Source organism: Rahnella laticis (assembly GCF_015644585.1).
Taxonomy (GTDB): Bacteria; Pseudomonadota; Gammaproteobacteria; order Enterobacterales; family Enterobacteriaceae; genus Rahnella; species Rahnella laticis.
In genome coordinates this window covers 235,789-257,570 of the sequence record NZ_JADOBI010000003.1, presented here as the reverse complement: position 1 = coordinate 257,570, position 21,782 = coordinate 235,789, and the positions used below count along the sequence as shown (strand labels likewise).

The window sequence follows — 21,782 nt, the reverse complement described above, 5'->3', positions numbered from 1 at the left end:
TGTTAGGCGCTTAGCGAAAAAGGGATGGATACGTTAAGGGTAGACGCAGATGGCAGGCTTGTATTGGTGGCGGTTTTCACTTCCTGGCGTCTGCGCAATTTCTTCCAATACCCGGTTTCGCGGGAGTGATTTAGTAGGTTGTCTCCATTGCGCTTAAGGGTTTGAAATCATGTTTACAACCTCATTTTGGCCAGCCGCGGCGGCATATCAGGTTTCAATGATGGATCTGGATGCACCGGAAAATTTAAGTCCTAAAGCTCTGCAAACTATTCACTACTGCCTGCGTCTCACGGAAGCGATTAATCAGCTGGAAGCCGCCTGCGAAAGCCGTTTGCTGGATGCACTGCGCGAGGAAATGTCGATCCAGTGTTTCCGTCTCGCGCCGATGTTTGATGACCCTGATACCCGCCGCGGGCTGTTTTTACGCGCGGAAGTGCTGGCGGACGACAGCTGCGGGAAAACCGTGCTGCCGCAAATCGCCGGGCTGAATGAACAGCAGCTGGTGCTGGGCATCGGCAATACCTCGACGTGGGTCGGGAAATCCAAACAGAGTTTTTACTCATCGTGGTTTGGTGAACCCGCGCCGGTGTTGCAGGAAATCTCCGACGTGATGGACGATTTATTCCCGGAAAGTTTGCTGTATCTGCAAAAGGAAATTGCCGGTGATTTGCTGGCGATGCCGGGTTGTGCGTACAAAATTATCAACCTGTTTGGCATTGCCGGTGAAGCCAATACCTATCCGAAACATTTCGCCTATTTCTTCCCGGAAGATGAGGGGCTGAAGTATTCGCCGGTCAAACGCACCGTGGTTTTCGCCAACACTTACCTGCAATTATTCGAACTGTTTTCGCGCACCGAAGCGGCAAAAATGGGCTGGCCGGAAGACCGGCTGCCGGACAGCCGCGTGTGCCAGCGTTATCTTATTGCGTGGTTCCGCGGGCACGACCTTGGACATTCGCTGGTGCGCAACGAGAACGTCTTCCCGAAACTCAGCAAGATTGATCGCTGGGGATCGATGATGGTGCAGGAAGCGCTGGCCGATCAGTTTGGCCTGCTGATGTGCCTCACACCAGAGGTGGCCGGTGGTCTGCAACTCGACCGCACCGTGCTGGCGCGGATCTACTTCCTTGAAATGCTGCGCTACCTGCGTCGCGGGCCGTCGAGCTATCCCGACGCCGGGGCGGCCTGGATCCAGTTCAACTACCTGCGTGAACACGGCTGCATTGAGCTGACCGCGGATTCCATCGACTTCCACCCGGATCTTTTCTTTACCCAGATGGCGGATCTTACCCGGCTGATGAGCGAAGAGTTGCTGGGAGGCGATGCGGAACGGGCAAAATACTTCATGCTGGAACGCTGCCCGCACACCAATCCGGAGGATGTCGATGTGCTGATGGCGCGTCTGGGCACCACCAATGACATGATTGAATACAACCAGTTAATTAAGAGAGTTCCGTTATGATGCCGTTTTCAAATGGATTTTTGCTCAGCCTGTCGCTGTGTCTGGACATCGGGATTGCCAATATCGCCATGATTACGCTGGCGATGCAACGCGGCTATTTTCACGGATTCTGGCTGGGCATTGGCACCTGCATCGGCGATCTGATTTATGCCGTGCTGGCGCTGGCAGGGATGACGCTGTTGCTGCAATACCAGAGCGTCCGCTGGGTGTTGTGGGTCGGCGGCTCGCTGATGCTGATGTGGTTTACCTACAAAATGATCCGCGCGGCGCTGGCTCCGGCGGGCGATCTGAACGCCGGCGATAACGGGCAACCGCGTTCGGTTATGCGCAACTTCGGTCGTGGCGTGTTGCTGGCGATGTCCTCTCCGACGGCGATCCTGTGGTTTGCCGCCGTCGGCGGGGCGCTGATTTCCCGCATGGGGCAGGGCGGGACAGTGGAAGCGTCGTGGTTCCTGACCGGATTCTTTATCGCCGGTGTGTTCTGGACGATCGTGCTGTGCTGCGTCGGCAGCTGGGGCGGAAAAATGCTCGGCACCAAAATGCTGAAATACTCTTACGTGGCGTCGGCGGCGATATTCTCCTACTTCGCGCTGTACGTGGTGATCACCGGCTACCGCGAATTTATCGTGTAATCGCGTGGCTGTGAGAGGCGTTCAGCGACAGCGAATAAAGATGGGGCGTGATCCCCATCATTTTGCGAAACGTATTGATGAAGTGGCTTTGATCGTAAAAGCCCAGGCGGATTGCCACGTCCAGCGCGTTATTGTTTTTGCGCAGCTGGTTGCGGGCTTCGAGCAGCCGCAGCTGCATATGGTATTGCAGCGGCGGCATGCCGATATGCTGGCGGAAAAGCCGGACAAAATGAAATTTACTCAGCCCGCTGATTTGCGCCAGCGTATCGAGATGTATTTTCCGCGTCAGATGGTCGCGCATAAAATCCAGCGCCAGGGTTATCGGGCGCAGCGACTGCTCCTGCTCTTTCGCCGGTTCTTCCAGCAGCGCGCCGAGCAGCCACAGCAAATTCTGCTCCTGATCTTCATCATTGAGCGTGCGTTTGTAATGGCACAGTGCGGAAAACAGCGCGGGATTACTCAGAACGCCTTCGGTCAGCACCGGCGCGTGGTGGTCTGAACGCAGATTGTGATCGACCGACACCTGACGCAGCAACGCCTGCGGAATATGCACGCTGAGGAACTCGACCTTTTCATCGCCGAACAACGAGGACTGCACCGTTGACGGGTTATAAATCGTGATATCGCCGCCGCGCACCAGCTCAGTTTTACCGTGCAGCCAGATTTCTTCCGTGCCGGTAAGGTTGGCGCTGATGACGTATTCGTCGTGGGTGTGACGCGGAAATGACGAATTACTCGCGGTCAGATGCGAGCATTCAATGTCGTTAGCCATCGTCCATTCAGAAATAGAAAGAGACACATCACCCCCATAAATCATTGCTGAGCGAAAAAAAACGAACCAACCCTTTTTCTTATGCAAAATTTATAGCACAAACTTTTAACACTGAAAGCGAGGAAAATTCATCACGCGCGAAGGGGAAAAGCCTCCGTTCCCAGCATGACGCCATTCTTTCCATGGTGCTTTATCGCATACATCGCCCGGTCGGCGAGCAGCAGCGCTTCACTGAAATCATCGCTGCCGTTCACTTCATCAATCCCTATCGACGCGCCAATCTGCGCATTGCCGTTATCCAGCTCAAACGGGATCGTCGCCGCATTCAGACACGCCTGCGCTACGCGTTTAATCACCGGATTGTTCAGTGAATACGGCATCAGCAGCACAAATTCATCACCGCCCAGCCGCCCCGGAATGACACCCGGCGGGCACGCTTCCTGAAAACGCTGGCTAAGACGCATCAGAACTTCATCGCCGCTGCGATGGCCGAGCGTGTCATTCACATGCTTAAAATCATCCAGATCGATAAACGCCACACACAGCGGCCCGGCATTTTTCAGTGCTGCAAACTGATGCTGTAACGCATGGCGGTTCGCCAGCCCGGTCAGCGGATCGTGGTTCGCCAGCGTCGCCAGCTGCTGCTCGTAATTCTTCTCTTTGGTCATATCGATGTGGGTACCCGTCACTTTCAGCGGGCGTCCGGCGTCGTCCCGTTCGGTGACGCGGCCACGATCGAGCACCCAGGTAATGGTGCCATTTTTCGCCTGCATCCGGTGCAGCGCCTCATAAAACGGCGTCTTGCCTTCCAGATGATTGTAAAAAGCCGACAGCACATCGTCCCGGTCGTCCGGGTGTAAATGCTCGCGCCAGACTTCAAAGCGCGCGCTCAGCTCCTTCGGCTGATAACCCAGCATTGATCCCCAGCGGCGGTTGTAAATCACCAGTTTTCCGCTGGGCACGTCGAGCTGCCACAAACATAAACCGGTTCCATCCAGCGCGGCACTCAGCTTGTTCCGGGCGTCGTGCGCGATGCGTTTTAGCCGGGCATTGTGCTTCTTCAGGTTCTGGAGTTGTTGTAAAAGTGAGGAATCAGACATTTCTTATTTTATGAGCAAATAATCTTCATTCTTGCCACGGACCCTGATTTTGTAAACATCAGGTGTGAAAAAGACGTCAGAGGAGCGGATTTTCGGAATTTGCCCATAAGTGAAACCGGGAAAGTACAGCGGCGTTCCGGGGCGGTAAATGTTAAATAAGAAGCGCACTCGTTATTTTTAAACATGGGTTGTCGATATATCTCCGGATGCAATAACGGCGTGTTTAATTATTTTCACATTATAAAAACATTTCATTCCACCCCTTCGAAAGCGCTTTGACAATACGTGCCGGTTTTGGCGGATTATTTTATTTATTGCCTGTGTTTATCCTGAGCAGCCTTGTCAATTCGCTACTTAATCAGGCAAAATATGCGGCCCGCAAAACGGGCTGATTCACTCTTTCTTCATTAACGAAATCATTCTTCGTACAAGAAAACATTCAAAAACCAGAGGCCGGGCTTAGTACCGGATAGATATTTACTTTCAGAAATCGACAGTCTTGTCGCAAGGAAACATAAATGGTGCACCACTCTTTTTATGTGACGTCATCCGTCATGGGAAATTCACATCATGTCGGATAACATCGCAACAGGTACCCCTTCCCGCGTGGAACTGCGTAAAACCCTTACGCTGATTCCGGTTGTCATGATAGGCCTGGCCTATATGCAACCCATGACCTTGTTCGATACGTTCGGTATTGTCTCCGGCCTGACCGACGGCCATGTGCCGACGGCCTATGCCTTCGCGCTGATCGCTGTTTTATTTACGGCGCTGAGCTACGGCAAACTGGTGCGCCGCTATCCTTCTGCGGGCTCCGCTTATACATACGCGCAAAAAGCGATTCATCCGGTTGTCGGCTTTATGGTGGGCTGGTCGTCGCTGCTCGATTACCTTTTCGCGCCGATGATTAATATTCTGCTGGCAAAAATCTATTTCGAAGCGCTGGTGCCTTCCGTGCCGTCGTGGATATTTGTCATCGTGCTGGTCGGCTTTATGACGCTGTCGAATTTACGCAGCATCAAAACCGTCGCCAATATTAATACCCTGGTCGTCGTCTTGCAGATCGTGCTGATTGTTGTGATTACCGGCATGGTGATTTACGGCGTTAACCACGGCACCGGTTACGGTACGCTGGCCAGTTCGAAACCGTTCTGGGGCGAAAATACCCATACTGTGCCGCTGATTACCGGCGCCACCATTCTGTGCTTCTCTTTCACCGGCTTTGACGGCATCAGCAATTTGTCGGAAGAAACGAAAGACGCCGAGCGCGTGATCCCGCGGGCGATTTTCCTGACGGCGTTAATTGGCGGTGCCATCTTCATCGGCGCAACCTATTTCCTGCAACTGTATTTCCCGGACATCTCCAGCTTCAAAAACCCGGATGCCTCGCAGCCTGAAATCATGTTGCAGGTTGCCGGGCGCGCCTTCCAGTTTGGCGCGCTGATTTTCTCCAGCATCACGGTTCTGGCTTCAGGCATGGCGGCGCACGCGGGCGTTTCGCGCCTGATGTACGTCATGGGCCGCGACGGCGTATTCCCGAAACGCTTTTTCGGCTACATTCATCCGAAATGGCGTACGCCGTCTTTCAACGTGTTACTGGTTGGCGCGATTGCCCTGATGGCGATTAACTTCGATCTGGTGACGGCGACGGCGCTGATTAACTTCGGTGCGCTGGTGGCATTTACCTTCGTGAACCTGTCTGTGATTTCGCAGTTCTGGATCCGCGAGAAGCGCAACAAAACCTTGCTGGACCACTTCCAGTATCTGCTTTTACCAATGTGTGGCGCGCTGACGGTCGGTGCGTTGTGGGTGAATCTGGAAGAAGGTTCTATGGTGCTGGGGCTGATCTGGGGCGCAGTCGGCTTCATCTATCTGGCCTGCGTGACCAAAAGCTTCCGCAACCCGGTTCCTCAGTACGAAGACGTGGCGTAATAAATTTATGAATAACGATGGCTCCTCCGGGAGCCATTTTTGTTTCTGTTCAGGCGATCCCTGCCCAGCGCATCAGCGCGGTTACGACCGCCGCCGCGATAATAATGACGATCAGCGGTGCCTTTCGCCACGCTAAAAACAGCGCCACGCCGACGCCTGCTACCCGCGCAAATCCGCCAAAGTGATGGCCTTCAAACAACGCTGACGTGGCCGCAACGGCCAGTAACAGAATCGTGGCGGAATCTGACAACATCGTCTGTGTTGCCGGTGAAAAATTCAGGCGCGAGCCCAGCCGGTAACCGGCCATGCGCATCGCGAAAGTTCCGGCCGCCAGAACAACGATCCCGGCAATCCATAACGTATGTTGCGTCATTTTTTGTTTCTCCAGGCCAGTAATCCCAGCAGTGAAAACAGCACCGGCATTCCGGCGGGCACAAAAGGCACGGCAGCGACAGAAATCAGTGCGCCGGACGCCGCCGGGATCAGCGTTCGGCGCTTTCTCAGTGCCGGGAAAATCAGCGCCAGCAAAATGGCCGGGAACACGGCATCCAGCCCGATGGCTTTGATATCAGGGATAAACTGCCCGATGTACGCCCCGGCAATTACGCTGACCGGCCAGAACAGCGCAATGCCCGCGCCGCACAGCCAGTAGGCTTTTTTGCGTTTCTCATGGGTGGGCTGGGAGATGCCGAATACCACGCTTTCATCGTTCATGATGTGGCAGCCGAGCCAGCTGAGCAATTTACTGCCCACCAGATCTTTCACGGCGATACCGAACGGCAAATGGCGGGCATTCACCAGTAAACCGGCAGCCGCTGCGGCGAACGGGCTTCCGCCACCGCCGACAATCGCGATAAATAAAAACTCCGAAGCGCCGGCGAGCACCAGCAACGAGAGCATCAGCGGCACCCACAGCGGGAAGCCTCCGGCGACCGCCAGTGAACCGTAAGAAATCCCCACCAGGCCGTCGGCGAGACAGACCAGAAAGATGGCTTTCACCACATCTTTTCCCAGCGGTGAAAAGAAACGTGCTTGCATAATTCAATCCCATAACGAACGAGTATTCATTATAATGAACACTTCTTGATCGTTCTTCAAGTCGAACGATCGTTCGTTATACTGATCGGAGTGCCGTAATGTCTCAACCTATCAGCGTTATTTCCAAAGGTCTGGTGCGTGAACGTCAGCGCGCGGGCTTGTCTCTGGCAGAAGTCGCCCGCCGCGCCGGTGTGGCTAAATCGACGCTTTCACAACTCGAAGCCGGTAACGGTAATCCAAGTCTGGAAACGCTGTGGGCGCTGTGCGTGGCGCTGAATATTCCCTTCGCGCGGCTGATGGAGCCCGAAGTGAATAAAATGCAGGTGATCCGGCGCGGCGAAGGCCCGTCGGTGGTGGCGGAGCTGGCGGATTACAAAGCGGTGCTTCTGGCAACCTGTCCGCCGGGCGCGCGGCGCGATGTCTATTTGCTGACCACGCAGCCGGGCAGCGACCGCGTTTCCAGCCCGCATCCGCAGGGTTCGGTGGAACATATCATCATCACACAGGGGCGTGCGCTGGTCGGGCTGGTGGATTCACCGGTCGAGCTGAACGCCGGTGACTACATTTCATATCCGGCCGACGTTGAGCATATTTTCAGGGCGCTGGAGCCCGACACCATGGCCGTGCTGGTGTCGGAGCAAAGCTAAATCAAAACGTAATCAGCTTTTTCGTCAGATTGCTTTTGAGCAGCAGCATGGACGACACCACCGAAAGCAGGAATGTCATCAGAATGACCAGCAGTTTGGCGGTCAGGGAATTGATCGGGATCCACTCGATAAGCAGATTGAAGAAGGTGTAATGCAAGATATAAACGCCGGTCATGGTCTTACCTAGCGAGCTGACCATTTCGCTGACCGGTAGCCGCGTGGCGTCCGGTTTTACGCCGTTTGCGGCAATGATGATTAAGATCACCAGAATATAGACCTGCGAGCCGGTCAGAATAAAGCTGTTGCGTTCAACGTTGAATATCGAGAAGAAAAAGTGCTTCTCATAAAACCACGTAAAGGTATAAACAAACGGGATCGCGATGGCGGCGTATTTCGCGATGCGCGGGCGGCTGTAAAGTGAGGAAACCACCGGATCGTAAAGCAGCTGGCCGGTCAGATAATAAAGCACCCACGTCCAGATGCGGAATTGCGCGGGCGCGGAGAAGCTTTTACTTTCAGTGAAATAGATCGCCAGCAGATCATAGGCGAAAGAGAAAATCAGCAGCGCCAGAACCAGTGAGGCCAGGATCACCCGGCGTTTCGCCAGCCATTCCACCACCGGATGAAAGGTGTAAATGATCACCAGCGAAAAGATGAACCACGGCTGGATCAGATAGCCTTTCTGATACGGTCCCCACAGATAATAAATCGAGAACCAGAAGATAAATATCGTCAGGATCCCGCGTATCTTTTTCATCTGCCATTCCGGCGTGTGCTGGGAATCGGCGTCCATATATCCGGTCACGACAAAAAACAGCGGCGTGGCGATGGTGGAAATAAAGGTCAGAAAGGCCAGGATCTGATCGTAGTTATAATTGTAATTATCGTACGTGTTATAGACGGTGAAAAAGGTCACGGCGGTCAGGCAGCCGAGCGTTTTAATAATGTTCAGTCCCGTTGTGTTCATTGTTGAATTCGTTGTCCTTCACGATGGAAACAGTTGTAAATCACCGGCAGAACCAGAAGCGTCAGCACGGTCGCAAACCCCAGACCGAACATGATAACAACCGCCATGCTCTGGAAAAATACATCAAGTAACAACGGCGCGAGCCCGAGCACGGTGGTAAACGCCGTCAGCAGGATAGGGCGCAGGCGTGACGTGGCTGCGTAGATAATCGCTTCCGTCTGGTTTTTCTCTTTCTTCTGCTGGCCGATTTCTTCGACCAGCACGATACCGTTGCGGATCAGCATGCCGCTCAGGCTGAGCAGGCCAATCAGCGCCATAAACCCGAACGGAATGCCGGTCAGCAGGAAACCAAACGTCACGCCAATCAGCGCCAGCGGTACTGTCAGCCAGATGGCAATCGCATTTTTCACCGAACTGAACATCAGCACCGTGATGATAAACATCATCAGGAAGCCAATCGGCAGCGTGGTAAACAGGCCTTCCTGCGCCTCGGCGGAATTCTCCGCGTCGCCACCCCATTCAATGCTGTAACCGTGCGGCAAGGTCAGCGCCTCAACCTGCGGTTTTATCCGCGCGAGCATATCGCCGGACGTTTCGCCGGTGGCCGCATCGGGGTCGGTTTGCACGGTGAGCATGCGGATACGGTCGCGACGCATGATCAGCGGATCTTCCCATTCCACTTTGAAATCACTGACCACGTTGCTCAGCGGAATAAACTGCTGGCGCGTCTGGCTCCAGACCATGATATTCGCCATGTGATCGACATCCAGCCTTTCCGCGGCAGGCGGGCGTAACACGATGGGCATGAGCGTGGAGCCATCGCGGTAAATCCCGACCGTGCTGCCGCTGAAATTCATCTGTAAGGCGCTGTCGACTTCACCTTTATCCACGCCCAGTTCACGGCCCAGATACGGGGAAAATACCGGTCTGACCATTTTGCTGCGATCCTGCCAGTCGTTGCGTACGCCGTCGGCCGCGCCGTCATCAAGGATGATTTTATCCACCCGGCTGGCGATGCTGCGCAGCGTATCCGGGTCGGAGCCTTTAATGCGCACTTCAATGGCGCTGTCGCCGGACGGTCCGAACATGATGCGTTTGAGCCGCGCATTCACCTCGGGGTAATTTTTCTGGATATCCTGCTCGGTGTGGCGAACCAGTCCGGCGATTTTCCGCTGGTCGTCCATCCGCACCATAATCTGCGCGTAGTTGGAATACTGGCGCTGGCCGTTATAGGTCAGAATGAAGCGCATGCCGCCCTGACCGACGGTGGTCACGGTGTTTTCCACGCCCTCCTGTTTACTGATGTTCTGTTCTATTTCGCGGGCGACGCGGGCGGTGTAATTGATATCGGTGCCGTAAGGCAGCCAGAGATCGACGAAGAAAATCGGCGTGTTGGAAGACGGGAAAAAGTTCTGCCGTACAAAGCCGAATCCCCAGACGGACGCCGCGAGCAGCGCCGCCAGCGTGACCAGCGTGACCGTCTGGCGTACCAGCAGCGCCGACAGCAAACGCCGGTAAACGCGGAAAATCCAGCCGCCGTACGGGTCAGCCTGTTCATCCGGTTTTTTCTCCGGCACCGGCATATTGGCAAACGCCCATTTGACCAGCACCGGCGTGAGCGTCAGCGCCGTCACCCAACTGAGCATCAGCGAAATCAGTAATACCTGGAACAGCGATTTACAGTATTCTCCGGTCGAATCCTGAGACAGCCCGATAGGCGCAAACGCCAGAATGGCGATGACCGTCGCGCCCAGCAGCGGCAGGGCGGAGCGTTTAATAATGTGCGAAATTGCACTCATCAGCGGATTGCCCTGCTGTCGGGAAATCAGCACGCCTTCCACCACCACAATCGCGTTATCCACCAGCATACTCAGCGCGATAATCAGCGCGCCGAGCGAAATGCGCTGAAGCTCGATGCCAAATAAATACATGATCAGCAACGTGCCGAGCACGTTCAGCGCCAGCGACACGGCGATGATAATTCCGCTGCGTAATCCCATGAATATGAGCAAGACGCCGACCACAATCGCCAGCGCCATCAGGAAGTTAATGATGAAACCGTCAACAGATTTCTTCACTTCGGCAGCCTGATCGTAGAAGACTTTCAGCTCGATCCCGGCCGGTTTGTCGGCGCTGAGCTGCTTCATTCTGGCTTCGATGGCGTGGCCGATATTCATGACATTCACGCCGGGAATATAGGAGACACCAATGGTCAGCGCGTTGCGGCCATTGGCGTGGTAAATATTGCCGGGATGATCCGTCACGCCCTGCGAAACCGTGGCGATGTCGCGCAGATAAATGCTGTGCGTGGAACCGGCCGGGCTGATGAGGACATTATTGAGTTCATCGATATTCTGAAAACCGCCGGTCGGATGCAGACGGATGGATTCACTGCCGACCGTCATACTGCCCGCGTCGGAAACCATATTTTGCCGGTTCAGCACATCCGCCAGACGCGCCAGCGTGACGCCGTAAGCCGCCATTTTCGCCCGCGAAATCTCGATGTAAACCTGCTCGGGAATGACGCCGCCAATCGCGACTTTGCCCACACCGGGCACCAGAACCAGTTGCCTGCGAAGCTGCTCGGCGTACGCGCGCAGTTCGGGGTTGGTAAAACTGTCACCGTAAACCGAGAAAAAGTATCCGTACACGTCACCGAAATCATCGTTAACGAACGGCGGACTGACGCCGGGCGGGAATTGCAGCGTCGCGTCATTCACCCGGCGGCGCAGTTCATCCCAGATTTGCGGCAGTTCGGAAGAGTGATAGCGGGCATCGATATTCACGGTGATTTGCGATAAACCGACGGCAGAAATTGACGTGATGTTATCGACGTAAGGCAGGCGCTGAAGCGCGTTTTCCAGCGGCAGCGTGACTTCTTCTTCTACCTGTTGCGAGGATGCGCCCGGATACTGGACGGAAACCACCGCCGTTTTGATGGTAAACGCCGGATCTTCCAGCCGCCCGATGTTGAACAATGCAATTAACCCGCCCACGCCGAGCAGCAGGATCACCAGCCAGACGCGCGTCGGGTTACTGATAAAACTCTCGTTGATCCCCATATTACAGGCCCCGTTCCCGTGTCCAGATGCGAACCGGTTGCTGCGCATGTAATTCACCGACACCGGCGGCGACAACGCGGTCGCCCTGTTTCAAACCGGCTGTAATTTCAATGCCCTGCGAGGTGAGTTTGCCGACGGTGACTTTGCGATCTTCAACGTGCAGAGTGTCGCCTTCTCCGGCGATCACCCAGACGTGCGGGTCGTTGCGCTGCGTGTTGTCCGGATTAAACACGGCTTCAACCGGGATCACCAGCGTGGAGTCCGGCGTGGCCGTGGCGAGATTGGCCGGGTTCACCGTAACGGTGCCGCTCAGCCCGGCTACCGCCGGGAAGTTTTCCGGACGCGGCATGGTCAGCGTCACCTGCCAGGTCAGCGTGTTGGCTTCGCTGCTGGCGGTGTGTTCTTTATAAGTCGCGGTGAATTCGCGGTCGGGAAGCTGGTTGATGCGTACCCGCGGGCGGTAATCGGCGTTACGCATATCAAGGCTGGTGAAGAGGTTTTCCGGCACGCTGAAAATAACGTCCAGCACATCGGAACGGCTGAGCGTCGCCACCGGCTGACCGGCGGCAATCACCTGATGATTACGCACATTCAGCCGGGCAATGACGCCGCTGAAAGGCGCTACCAGATTGAGATCATTGAGTTCTTCCTGCGCAATTTTCAGCGCCGCTGCCGCAGAATCCCGGCTGGCTTTATGCACTTCAAGTTCAGCCTGAGAAACGACATGGCGACGGGCGAGGGTCTGATAACGCTCGAACTGGCGCTGAGCGAGTGTCGCGGCACTGCGGCGATCGTTGAGCCGCTGGCGGGCGTCGTTGTTGGTGAGACGGGCGAGAACTTGCCCCTGTTTCACGGCTTCACCTTCGCGCACATCAAGCGTCTGCAACTGACCGGCGCGCTTAAAGGCAATGTCGGTGTTATCGCCTGCGAGAATACGTGCCGGAAAAACGCGGGTACTTAGCGGGCTGGCCGCTTCGGCGGTGGCAATTTTTACCTGACGCGGCGGCGCGGGCGCGTCCGCCGTTTTCTGGTCGCAGGCGCTTAACGCTAAAGCGAGGGCCAGAACGAGAGAAAAACGGATCTTCAAAATACTTCCCCTCATGCAACTACACGCGAAATTAATAAATCCCGGCAGAATATATAAGGGCTTTTGATAAACAGGATTCGGTATATTCTGCCTTCGACGTATTCCCATTGGAACTGTGCGGTGACTTATTGTTTTTCTTTAATAATTTGTTTTTTCAGGCAACCCGTTAACACTATTTAACACGGTATATTATAGTTTATACAGCTTTAGGTATCTTGCCAGAATCAACACGACAATTAATTCATTATCCGCTTCATTCATGAACCATTTCAGGGGTCAAGGAGTCAGGCATCATGAATAATCCAGCACCAGCTTCCGGTAATAAAACATCGGAAAAATTGTGGTATCAGCACACCGTAGAAGAGAGCCTGGCCGGGCTTCAATCCGGGCCAGCCGGGCTGACACCCGAAGAAGCCAAAAACAAACTGCAACATTACGGCCCGAATGTTCTGCCGCAAAAAGAAGGTAAGTCTTTATTTATTAAGTTTATCTCTCACTTTAAAGACATCCTGATTTATATATTACTGGCCGCGGGTGTGGTCACCGCAATAATGGGGCACTGGGTCGACACGCTGGTGATATTAGCGGTGGCAGTTATCAATGCGCTTATCGGCTTCATCCAGGAAAATAACGCTGAAAAATCATTGAAGAGCATCCAGAATATGCTCTCCAGTGAGGCGCTGGTATTACGCGGTGGACAACAGGTTACCGTGGGAACCGACGAAATTGTGCCGGGAGATATTGTTCTGTTACGCCCCGGCGACAAAATTCCTGCCGATTTACGCCTGATTGACGTGCACAACCTGCGTGTTGAAGAAGCGATTCTGACCGGCGAATCCACCGTCGTCTCGAAAAAAACCGATTCGCTGGAAGGCGAGAAATCCATCGGCGACCGCAAAAACCTTGCGTTCTCGGGAACGACCGTCAGCTCCGGGACTGCCAGCGGCGTGGTGTTTGCCACCGGTGGCCAGACGGAACTCGGCCACATCAATGAAATGCTTTCCTCGATTGAAGACAACAAAACGCCGCTGCTGGTGCAGATAGATAAACTGGGTAAATCCATTTTTATCATCATTCTGTTCATGATGGTGGCGCTGCTGATCTTCGGTTTCCTGCTGCGCGATATTCCGTTTGGCGAGCTGCTGCTTTCGGTCATCAGCCTGGCCGTAGCCGCCGTTCCGGAAGGGCTGCCGGCGATTATCTCGATCATCTTGTCGCTCGGCGTGCAGGCGATGGCGCGTTCCAAAGCCATTATCCGTAAGCTGCCGACGGTCGAAACCCTCGGCGCAATGTCAGTGATTTGTTCGGATAAAACCGGCACGCTGACCATGAATGAAATGACCGTGAAAGCGGTGATTCTGGCCGATAACGTCTGGACCGTCGAAGGCAACAGCTACGAACCGATGGGCAGTTTTTCTCTTGCCGGTTCGGCGGCGCAGGTGCCGCCAGATTCCTCGCCGTTGCTGACGCAATTCCTGCGCACGGTCGATATCTGTAATGACAGCACGTTAAAACAGGACGCGCAGGGCCACTGGGGCATTACCGGCGGGCCGACGGAAGGCGCGCTGAAAGTGCTGGCCGCGAAGGCGCATTTGCCGGAATTGCCGTTTAACCTGAGCAGCAAAATTCCATTCGATTCGCTCTACAAATACATGGCGGTGGCGGGCGATAAAAACGGTGAGGCTCAGATTATGCTCACCGGCGCACCGGATGTTTTGCTGAAACTTTGCCAGTATCAGCAGACGCCGGACGGTGCCGTTCCGTTAGATCACGCCTATTGGGAATCGGCGATTACCCGATACGCCAGCGAAGGTTTGCGTATGGTGGCGGCGGCCTGGAAGCCGGTGGATCAGCCGGTGACGGCGCTCGATCACCCGGAACTCAGCCACGGCATGGTACTGATTGGCATTGCAGGCATGATGGATCCGCCGCGTCCGGAAGCGATTGTGGCGATCGGTGAATGTCAGCAGGCGGGGATCCGCGTCAAGATGATCACCGGTGACCATCAGGAAACCGCGATGGCAATCGGTAAAATGCTCGGGATCGGCAACAGCGAAAACTCGATCACCGGGTATGAACTGGAGCATATGAATGACGATCAGCTGCGGGTTGCCGCGACGCTGTTTGATATCTTCGCCCGCACCAGCCCGGAACATAAACTGCGGCTGGTAAAAGCGTTGCAGGAAACCGGTGAAATTGTCGGGATGACCGGCGACGGCGTGAACGATGCGCCAGCGCTGAAACAGGCGAACGTCGGTATCGCGATGGGGATCAAAGGGACGGAAGTGACCAAGGAATCGGCGGATATGATCCTGGTGGATGACAACTTTGCCACCATCGCCAACGCGGTCAGGGAAGGGCGCCGGGTTTATGACAACCTGAAAAAAACCATTCTCTTTATTATGCCGACCAACCTGGCGCAAGGGTTGCTGATTATTATCGCCATTCTGATGGGGAATTTTCTGCCGTTAACGCCGGTACAAATTCTCTGGATGAACATGGCAACCTCGGCCACGCTGTCATTTGGTCTGGCGTTTGAAGAGGCGGAAAGCCGCGTGATGCGCCGTCCGCCGCGTAACGTCAGCGCACACGTGATGGACAAATATGCCATCTGGCGCGTGGCGTTCGTCGGTTTGCTGATTTCCGTCAGCGCCTTCATGCTGGAAGCCTGGCTGCAACCGCGTGGATATGAACCGGAATTCATCCGTACCGTGCTATTGCAGACGCTGGTGACCGCGCAGTGGGTTTACATGATCAACTGTCGCGATTCGGATAACTTCTCCCTCAGCCGCGGGCTGCTGGAAAATAAAGGGATCTGGATTGTCACCGTTGTACTGTTCGCGCTTCAGGCAATCATTATTTATGTGCCGCTGATGAACACACTGTTCGGTACGCGCCCGCTGCCGTTTATCTACTGGATCATCGGCCTGCTGATCGGCGTCGCGCTGTTCGTGATTGTCGAGATAGAGAAAGTGCTGACGCGCGGCTGGCGTAAGAGTTAGAGAGAAACCCATATCCTGAACGGCGAAGGTAGCCGTTCAGGATGTTTTTTTCGCAAGCCGGATTTTTGTGTCAGGTTAAGGCTTATGAAGTGAAAGCTTTCTACTCACTGCATCTGAAGTTTTTCCCGAGCGCTTCGCCCAGGGAAAAATAATGACGGAAAACGTAATACAGAGGCTTCCATTTCCCGACATTAAACCTGACATTGCCCGTTTCCAGTTTCAGCATTTCTTCTGATACATGAACATTTAACACTTTCGCTTCCATTGATATCATCTCATTCCTGTGGCTACCCAGAAACATCGCGTTGACGACCCTGGTTTCTATTTGAACAGGGCATTCCTTTATTCTTCCCGGCTTAATGTCATGACTTTCTGTTTCTGTCAGGCCGCTGCATGAAAATTTATCACTCTCAAAATAGTACCCCATTTTTTTCTTGGAATCGGGTAGAGACTCCTTTCCTGTCGTTGCTGCTAAGAACTCAACATTTTCCCACAAAGAACTGTCAGGAATATTCAGAACAACTTCAGGGCGTTTTATCAAATTTTCATAGCACTTTCCTGACGTTCCAAGGCCGAAGACGATGCTCTGATCGAGTATCCACCATGAAGATATCGGGCTTAGGTTTGTTGTTCCGTCATCATTCTGACTGGATAAAATTGCTACTGGATTTCCAAAGTACAGAGAAAGTAAATCGACCCGTTGTGTGCTCATACCTACCCCCTTATTTGTCAGAAGGATGAGCATATTTTCATTAACATACTCATGTTTCGCCAGAGAACGAAATATGCCAGTTCAACCCTAAATGCCACCCTGTCTAAGTGGCTCCTGGCTTCATTTTTTAGGCCGAATATTCTGCTCGTCTCCGACAATCGAAACAGGAAGCGGCTGGCCGTTTTTGAAATCGTCGGAGTGCAGATCGAAAGGAGCCGCTATGGCGGAGCCGGAAAGGCACTGCTGGCCTGTGAGCAATAAGGTTTTTTATCACGCCGCCACGGAACAGGGAGCCAGCGTCATCGGAAACTGGCCGCGTGAAGGTTATAAATTCAATTTCCTGCCGTGCTTCAGCATTGTTAAATCGATTAATTAGCCCGCAAACAACCCGCCACGAGGCGGGTTTAATGAGATGGTCACCCCCACCCTGTGAGCGGTACGCTGACAGGGTGTTTTTCTTTCTGAAGGGGATCATCATGCAAAACGTTACGCTCATCGGTATCGACCTCGGCAAGCATTCGTTCCATGTCCACGCTCAGGATAAAAGCGGCCATGCATTGCTACGTAAGAAGTTTTCTCGCACCCAGTTAACCGCCTTTCTTTCCACATGTTCTGCCGCCACCGTTGTGATGGAGTCCTGCGCCGGCGCGCACTTTATGGCCCGACACATCAGCCAGCTCGGCCATCAGGTTAGGCTCATTTCACCGCAGTTTGTTCGGCCTTTTGTAAAAAGTAACAAGAATGATTTTATTGATGCAGAAGCTATCTGTGAAGCGGCATCGCGGCCCTCTATGCGCTTCGTTACGCCACGAACGGAAGACCAGCAGGCGATGTCTGCACTGCATCGCGTTCGTGATGCACTTGTCAGGGAGCGCGTCAAAACCACTAACCAAATGCACGCTTTCCTGCTGGAGTTCGGGATAAGTATGCCGCGCGGCATTGCCGTTATCCGGCGTCTGTCCGCGGTGCTTGAAGAACATCAATTTCCCCCTTATTTAACCCGCCTGCTTCTCCGGCTTCATCAGCATTATTCCTATCTCAGCGAACAGATTGAAGGGCTCGAACAGGAGCTAAAAACGCACATGGCGGAAGATGATACCGCACAGCGTTTGCTGACCATCCCTGGCGTCGGAATGATAACGGCCAGCCTTCTGGCAACGAAGCTGTGCGATGGGAAAAACTACGCCAGCAGTCGGGACTTTGCCGCTTCGACGGGGCTGGTCCCGCGACAGTACAGCACGGGAGGAAAAACGACGCTGATGGGGATAAGTAAGCGAGGGGATAAAAATCTGCGACGGCTTTTAGTCCAGTGCGCACGGGTTTTTATGCAGCGGCTCGAGCATAATCCGGGGCGACTGGCTGAGTGGGTGAAGGTACAGCAGACGCGGCATCACTCAAACGTGGTGGCCTGCGGATTAGCCAATAAACTGGCCCGAATAGCCTGGGCGGTGACGGCACATCGTACCGCCTTTAGCTGACCAGTCCTGATATAGGTTGACACTTTTCAGCCTCAAAACGCCCGATGAACTTCATCGGGCGTTTTGTATTTTAACGACTGATGGGGCCGCTGCGTGTTGTAGATTTCCACCGACTCCCTGACCATCTTTCTTGCCTGCATGATATCTGCCGGTTTAACAAGCAGATATTCCATTTTCAATATCCCATTTACCCGCTCCGCCAGCGCGTTCTGATAACAGTCATATCCGTCCGTCATTGAGCAGATCACGCCATGTCGCTCATGTAGCGCCTGATATTCCTTTGAACAGTACTGGATACCACGATCCGAGTGATGCACCAGCGGACATGTGCTGCGTCTGCTCGCCAGCGCCATTTTCAGCGCATTCGCCACATGATGGGTATGCAGACTTTCATGTACATGATACCCCACGATTTTCCTCGACCAGGCGTCGGTGACCAGGCTGACGTACGCCGTTCCGTTACGTAGGGGAAGGTACGTAATATCCGCTACCCATACCTGCTCCGGACGGCAGGCAATAACCTGCTTTTCTCCTGACTTCAACAAATTAGGGTGACGATAAAAGCGATGATGGCTATTCGTCGTTTTGTGATACGCCCGTTTTGGCATGACCAGTAACCGCGAGCAACGCAGTATCTGGAACAGACGATCCCGACCAACGTGTAACGCCGGTTCTGGCTGCTGCCGCAACAAGTAATGCAATTTGCGCGTGCCCAACCGGGGCTGGTGCCGCCGAATGTCCATGACGTGTTCAACGACTTGTCGCGCCTGTCTTTCTCTTCCGCGCTCACGTTGTAAAGACTGATACCACGCCTGTCGGCTAATCCCTATGAACTGGCAAGCACGCGTTACTGTGAGTCCCGGCGTTTGTGCTTGCGCGATAAGGTGGCCAGCTGCTTTTTTGTTAGCGTGGCTCCGAACTCCGTGTTCATGACCTTCACGACGGCTTCGAAAAACTGCGCTTTAACTTCAGATTCAGCAAGTTGCTGTTCGAGTTCTTTAATTCTCTGCTCGGGAGTAAGAGGTAATTTTGGCATGTTGGCTCCGCACGTTCTTGCAGGAGAAGGAGGGTACCAGTCAAGTTGACCGTATTTTCGCAACCATTTCATGACGGTGTGGCTGCCTTGAATACCATACCGGTCTTGCGCCTCGCGGTAAGTCATTTCGCCTTTTTCGACCTGTTCGACTACGGCCAATTTAAAGGATAGAGAGTAATCGCGTTGGGTACGTTTAACATATTGGTTCATCACATTTTCCTCAATATACGAGTTAAATGTGTCAACGCTATTTAGGACGGGTCAAGCCAATAAAAAGAGCTAACAGTTAGCGGCTGTTAGCTCTGAGGTATTACCGGGTTACCATCTGGTTTTGCGAAGACTGATTATTGATGACATGAACGGCACAGCGACCTGCGGATGAACCTGACATAAAAAATGGCTCTTTGAAGCCGTCGGTTTTTTAAGGTTCAGCAGGTGCGGACTTCATCGTGGCGCGGGCAACGTAGAGTTACCCATCAGACGCCGTATAGATTTAAGCAAGCCCATCATAAATCAAAATCGGTGTTGCAAAAATGGGGGTGACCATAGATTTTTATGCCTGCCGTCAGTACGTTATTGCTGTTCATTTTGCTTGCAGGGTTTTACAGGCGCATTACTGCGGCTATCTGCCAGAATCTTCACCCTTATTTAGCAATTAATGCTATTGCGCTTAAGACTCTTCTTGATTAGGAAAATTATAGTTGAGTAATAAAATTCCTAAAGCGGCTTGAAAATAAAGCACTAAGTATATTTAGTGGTCTCTTTAAGATAACTCCTAGGTAATTATCTGAATTAGAAAAAAGTTATTTTTGTGCCATAAGCATGTACAAAATTCCAATAGTTTAGTTTTTTAACAGAGTTTTTCAGAAAATAACCCAATTTTGAAATATGGATGTTTAATTTTGGTGAAAATTAAAACCAAAATTTGCACTAAAAAAGAATAATGCTCTGTTGTAGTGTAAATATTTAGACTAAATCGGGTGTAAACAAATTCGTGAGAATGCGATTAGTTCCTAATAAGATAGTTCTTAGATTTTTGCAGTCATATCAGTCAAAAGCGTCGTATAGCTCACATTTCTGTGAATCATTAGGAAGATAAGTAAGAATTCGCCTAGGAAAGAGGTAGGTTAATAACGATAAGAATGTGTAAATCGATCGGTCAAACCTATTGTTGCTCGTGATTATGAGCGAGAAAAACGATTTGAAGAGTTTCCGCTGCGTATTACTCTACATACAGTCACTGGAAAGGAAAAATATGAATTAAAACGCAGGTAAACTTCGTTTTCTTTATATCGTTCTGAAAGTGCTTTATTCTCCCCCGTTCTCCCGGAGTAGAGTTTTAGCGTTTTTAAAACCACAAAATTAGGCGGCCCAATGCCTCGGGTAATTATCTGGAGTGAGTGCCAGTTTACGAAACTGGCGTTGAAAGAAATAATCTCCAAGAAGGTGCCTTACGTGAACGGTGTCATTTCCTTTGACCAAAGCGAACAGGTGCAATTGTATACAAAGGATTATCTGATCATTGACCCGTCAGCGGGCGGTTTCCACAAATGCTACGAGTTTTTGAGAGAGAATCTGAATGTTTTGGACCCGGAACGGATACTCATTGTGTCTTCGGCGGTGGATGTCCTGATGCTTGAACTTCTTCTGAAAAAAGAATTTAAATTTCTGAAGAAGAAAAAAGATTTATCCGATGTGGAGAATGCCGTGGAACAGTTTATCCAGCTGCGCGGTACCCCGATAAACAAGGAGGCGTTTAATTATAATATCACGCGAATGGAAGAGAAGGTTTTGGTGATGATGATGTCCGGCCTTTCTGTCACCAGCATCTCAAATATACTGAAACTGAGTGTGAAAACTATCAGCGTGCACAAATGCAATTCATTAAGAAAAATAGGTGTGGATGCCAGCAGCAGTTCGGCATTGTTCTTTTTACACCGACATGCTGTAGGAAGTTGAGTTAACCGATAAAAATAAAGAGCATTAAAGATAATTTCTACTTTGAATCAGTTTTATTCGGCTATTGCTGTTTATTTCAGGGGACGGTATGCAATCGGTCACACGTGGTTATCCGGGACATATTTTTGAACCTATCGTCACAGCATCCGGTGGCTTACTGGGTTTCGAATTAGTAAGAAGATCGTACAAAGTAGAAAGTCAATCAGATTCAGATGGTTATGAATATAAGTTATCTCCCGAAGATAAGATAAAAGTATTTTTCAACCAGGTCACTCTTGCCTGCGTCAATGCCAACATATTTACCGATAATGATTTTCTATTATCCGTAAATATCGATTATGACATCGCCTGTCATATCGTGAGCAACACAGCACTGCGGAACGTGTTAGAGCAACACCGCTTTATCAGGCTGGAAGTGGATCAGAATTTCCCGGAGTTTACGCAGGAAGCTCCGCGTAAGGTAATCCGGTCATTATCAGCATTCTGTACTTTATGGTTAGACAACTTTGGGGCCGGGAACACCAGCCTTTCACTGGTTATGAACGAATCGTTTGAATATATAAAGATCGACGAAAGTTTTTTTTGGCAACACCAGGGAACCCAGTCCTTTAGAAAAACGATTGAACACCTCACGCCTTACTGTCAGGGCGTTATTGTTAAAGGTGTCGAAAATGCACAACATGTAGAATATCTAACGGGCAGCAATATTCATGGCATGCAGGGAATATTGTGGTCCTCCTATAATCAGGAGGAACTGATTCAGTCATTTTTTTCGAATAGCTGAGTCTTATCGCCATAAAGTTTTAAAGCATTGATGACCTTTGTAAACGCTGAGGAAGTTTCGCCTGATATTTAATGGCGAGGCTTCCCTGCGCGGAAAACTATTGGAAAAATAT

17 protein-coding genes are annotated in these 21,782 nt (G+C 52.3%); 8 read left to right on the top strand and 9 right to left on the bottom strand.

Going from position 1 to position 21,782, the window contains the following annotated elements; all coding sequences use genetic code 11:
- Positions 1-169: 169 nt before the first annotated feature.
- Positions 170-1,462: a hypothetical protein gene (locus IV433_RS07495; protein WP_195813790.1), complete on the top strand. Its 1,293-nt coding sequence runs from the start codon at positions 170-172 to the stop codon at positions 1,460-1,462.
- On the top strand, positions 1,459-2,094 hold the full coding sequence (locus IV433_RS07490) for a LysE family translocator (RefSeq protein WP_195813791.1): 636 nt from the start codon (positions 1,459-1,461) through the stop codon (positions 2,092-2,094). The genes IV433_RS07495 and IV433_RS07490 overlap by 4 nt, the downstream gene beginning before the upstream one ends.
- Here IV433_RS07490 and IV433_RS07485 read toward each other — a convergent pair.
- Together IV433_RS07485 and IV433_RS07480 are read right to left on the bottom strand one after the other, a co-directional pair.
- Complete coding sequence (locus tag IV433_RS07485) at positions 2,084-2,893, bottom strand: helix-turn-helix transcriptional regulator (RefSeq protein ID WP_195813792.1); 810 nt, start codon at positions 2,891-2,893, stop codon at positions 2,084-2,086. The two genes, IV433_RS07490 and IV433_RS07485, sit on opposite strands and share 11 nt — an antisense overlap.
- Before the next feature lie 104 nt (positions 2,894-2,997).
- Positions 2,998-3,966 (bottom strand): GGDEF domain-containing protein, encoded by a 969-nt coding sequence (locus tag IV433_RS07480; protein ID WP_195813793.1) that lies wholly within the window; start codon positions 3,964-3,966, stop codon positions 2,998-3,000.
- Positions 3,967-4,536: 570 nt separating this feature from the next.
- On the opposite strand from IV433_RS07480, the gene IV433_RS07475 reads away from it, so the two are divergent.
- Positions 4,537-5,898 carry an APC family permease gene (locus IV433_RS07475; protein ID WP_101075264.1) on the top strand — a complete coding sequence of 454 codons (1,362 nt, stop codon included), beginning with the start codon at positions 4,537-4,539 and terminating at the stop codon, positions 5,896-5,898.
- A 49-nt stretch (positions 5,899-5,947) separates the two neighbouring features.
- Here IV433_RS07475 and IV433_RS07470 read toward each other — a convergent pair whose 3' ends face one another.
- On the bottom strand, positions 5,948-6,271 hold the full coding sequence (locus IV433_RS07470; RefSeq protein ID WP_195813794.1) for an AzlD domain-containing protein: 324 nt from the start codon (positions 6,269-6,271) through the stop codon (positions 5,948-5,950).
- Entirely contained in the window at positions 6,268-6,936 is a 669-nt protein-coding gene (locus tag IV433_RS07465) for an AzlC family ABC transporter permease (protein WP_195813795.1), read from the bottom strand. Before IV433_RS07465 ends, IV433_RS07470 begins: the two co-directional genes overlap by 4 nt.
- 98 nt (positions 6,937-7,034) lie before the next feature.
- Between IV433_RS07465 and IV433_RS07460 the strand changes: the two genes are divergently transcribed.
- Positions 7,035-7,583, top strand: a complete 549-nt coding sequence (locus tag IV433_RS07460) for a helix-turn-helix domain-containing protein (RefSeq protein WP_195813796.1) — start codon at positions 7,035-7,037, stop codon at positions 7,581-7,583.
- A gap of 1 nt (position 7,584) precedes the next feature.
- Here IV433_RS07460 and IV433_RS07455 read toward each other — a convergent pair whose 3' ends face one another.
- Genes IV433_RS07455 through IV433_RS07445 form a run of 3 tightly spaced genes read right to left on the bottom strand, consistent with a single transcriptional unit; the run spans position 7,585 to position 12,714 of the window.
- Complete coding sequence (locus IV433_RS07455) at positions 7,585-8,550, bottom strand: acyltransferase (protein WP_195813797.1); 966 nt, start codon at positions 8,548-8,550, stop codon at positions 7,585-7,587.
- Positions 8,547-11,612 carry an efflux RND transporter permease subunit gene (locus IV433_RS07450; RefSeq protein ID WP_195813798.1) on the bottom strand — a complete coding sequence of 1,022 codons (3,066 nt, stop codon included), beginning with the start codon at positions 11,610-11,612 and terminating at the stop codon, positions 8,547-8,549. Before IV433_RS07450 ends, IV433_RS07455 begins: the two co-directional genes overlap by 4 nt.
- 1 nt (position 11,613) lies before the next feature.
- Positions 11,614-12,714 carry an efflux RND transporter periplasmic adaptor subunit gene (locus IV433_RS07445; RefSeq protein WP_370530252.1) on the bottom strand — a complete coding sequence of 367 codons (1,101 nt, stop codon included), beginning with the start codon at positions 12,712-12,714 and terminating at the stop codon, positions 11,614-11,616.
- Between the two features lie 278 nt (positions 12,715-12,992).
- On the opposite strand from IV433_RS07445, the gene IV433_RS07440 reads away from it, so the two are divergent.
- A complete protein-coding gene (locus IV433_RS07440; RefSeq protein ID WP_195813800.1) occupies positions 12,993-15,701 on the top strand; it encodes a cation-transporting P-type ATPase in 2,709 nt (902 codons plus the stop codon).
- A gap of 100 nt (positions 15,702-15,801) precedes the next feature.
- On the opposite strand, the gene IV433_RS07435 is transcribed toward IV433_RS07440, so the two are convergent.
- Positions 15,802-16,413: a flavin reductase family protein gene (locus tag IV433_RS07435; protein ID WP_195813801.1), complete on the bottom strand. Its 612-nt coding sequence runs from the start codon at positions 16,411-16,413 to the stop codon at positions 15,802-15,804.
- A 476-nt stretch (positions 16,414-16,889) separates the two neighbouring features.
- Between IV433_RS07435 and IV433_RS07430 the strand changes: the two genes are divergently transcribed.
- Complete coding sequence (locus IV433_RS07430; RefSeq protein ID WP_195813802.1) at positions 16,890-17,891, top strand: IS110 family RNA-guided transposase; 1,002 nt, start codon at positions 16,890-16,892, stop codon at positions 17,889-17,891.
- 32 nt (positions 17,892-17,923) lie between these two features.
- Here the strand turns inward: IV433_RS07430 and IV433_RS07425 are convergent.
- A protein-coding gene (locus IV433_RS07425; protein ID WP_195813803.1) for an IS3 family transposase occupies positions 17,924-19,137 on the bottom strand; the annotation gives its coding sequence in 2 pieces (ribosomal slippage) (positions 17,924-18,795 and positions 18,795-19,137; 1,215 coding nt in all).
- A 1,245-nt stretch (positions 19,138-20,382) separates the two neighbouring features.
- On the opposite strand from IV433_RS07425, the gene IV433_RS07420 reads away from it, so the two are divergent.
- Positions 20,383-20,886, top strand: a complete 504-nt coding sequence (locus IV433_RS07420; RefSeq protein ID WP_255562293.1) for a helix-turn-helix transcriptional regulator — start codon at positions 20,383-20,385, stop codon at positions 20,884-20,886.
- An 88-nt stretch (positions 20,887-20,974) separates the two neighbouring features.
- Entirely contained in the window at positions 20,975-21,670 is a 696-nt protein-coding gene (locus tag IV433_RS07415; protein ID WP_195813805.1) for an EAL domain-containing protein, read from the top strand.
- Positions 21,671-21,782 lie beyond the last annotated feature (112 nt).

Bases quoted from the DNA above. Each gene is read 5' to 3' on its own strand.
- IV433_RS07430 (WP_195813802.1), top strand. From the start codon at position 16,890: ATGCAAAACGTTACGCTCATCGGTATCGACCTCGGCAAGCATTCGTTC.
- IV433_RS07465 (WP_195813795.1), bottom strand. From the start codon at position 6,936: ATGCAAGCACGTTTCTTTTCACCGCTGGGAAAAGATGTGGTGAAAGCC.
- IV433_RS07460 (WP_195813796.1), top strand. From the start codon at position 7,035: ATGTCTCAACCTATCAGCGTTATTTCCAAAGGTCTGGTGCGTGAACGT.
- IV433_RS07475 (WP_101075264.1), top strand. From the start codon at position 4,537: ATGTCGGATAACATCGCAACAGGTACCCCTTCCCGCGTGGAACTGCGT.
- IV433_RS07450 (WP_195813798.1), bottom strand. From the start codon at position 11,612: ATGGGGATCAACGAGAGTTTTATCAGTAACCCGACGCGCGTCTGGCTG.
- IV433_RS07445 (WP_370530252.1), bottom strand. From the start codon at position 12,714: ATGAGGGGAAGTATTTTGAAGATCCGTTTTTCTCTCGTTCTGGCCCTC.
- IV433_RS07435 (WP_195813801.1), bottom strand. From the start codon at position 16,413: ATGAGCACACAACGGGTCGATTTACTTTCTCTGTACTTTGGAAATCCA.
- IV433_RS07495 (WP_195813790.1), top strand. From the start codon at position 170: ATGTTTACAACCTCATTTTGGCCAGCCGCGGCGGCATATCAGGTTTCA.
- IV433_RS07480 (WP_195813793.1), bottom strand. From the start codon at position 3,966: ATGTCTGATTCCTCACTTTTACAACAACTCCAGAACCTGAAGAAGCAC.
- IV433_RS07455 (WP_195813797.1), bottom strand. From the start codon at position 8,550: ATGAACACAACGGGACTGAACATTATTAAAACGCTCGGCTGCCTGACC.
- IV433_RS07440 (WP_195813800.1), top strand. From the start codon at position 12,993: ATGAATAATCCAGCACCAGCTTCCGGTAATAAAACATCGGAAAAATTG.
- IV433_RS07490 (WP_195813791.1), top strand. From the start codon at position 1,459: ATGATGCCGTTTTCAAATGGATTTTTGCTCAGCCTGTCGCTGTGTCTG.
- IV433_RS07415 (WP_195813805.1), top strand. From the start codon at position 20,975: ATGCAATCGGTCACACGTGGTTATCCGGGACATATTTTTGAACCTATC.
- IV433_RS07470 (WP_195813794.1), bottom strand. From the start codon at position 6,271: ATGACGCAACATACGTTATGGATTGCCGGGATCGTTGTTCTGGCGGCC.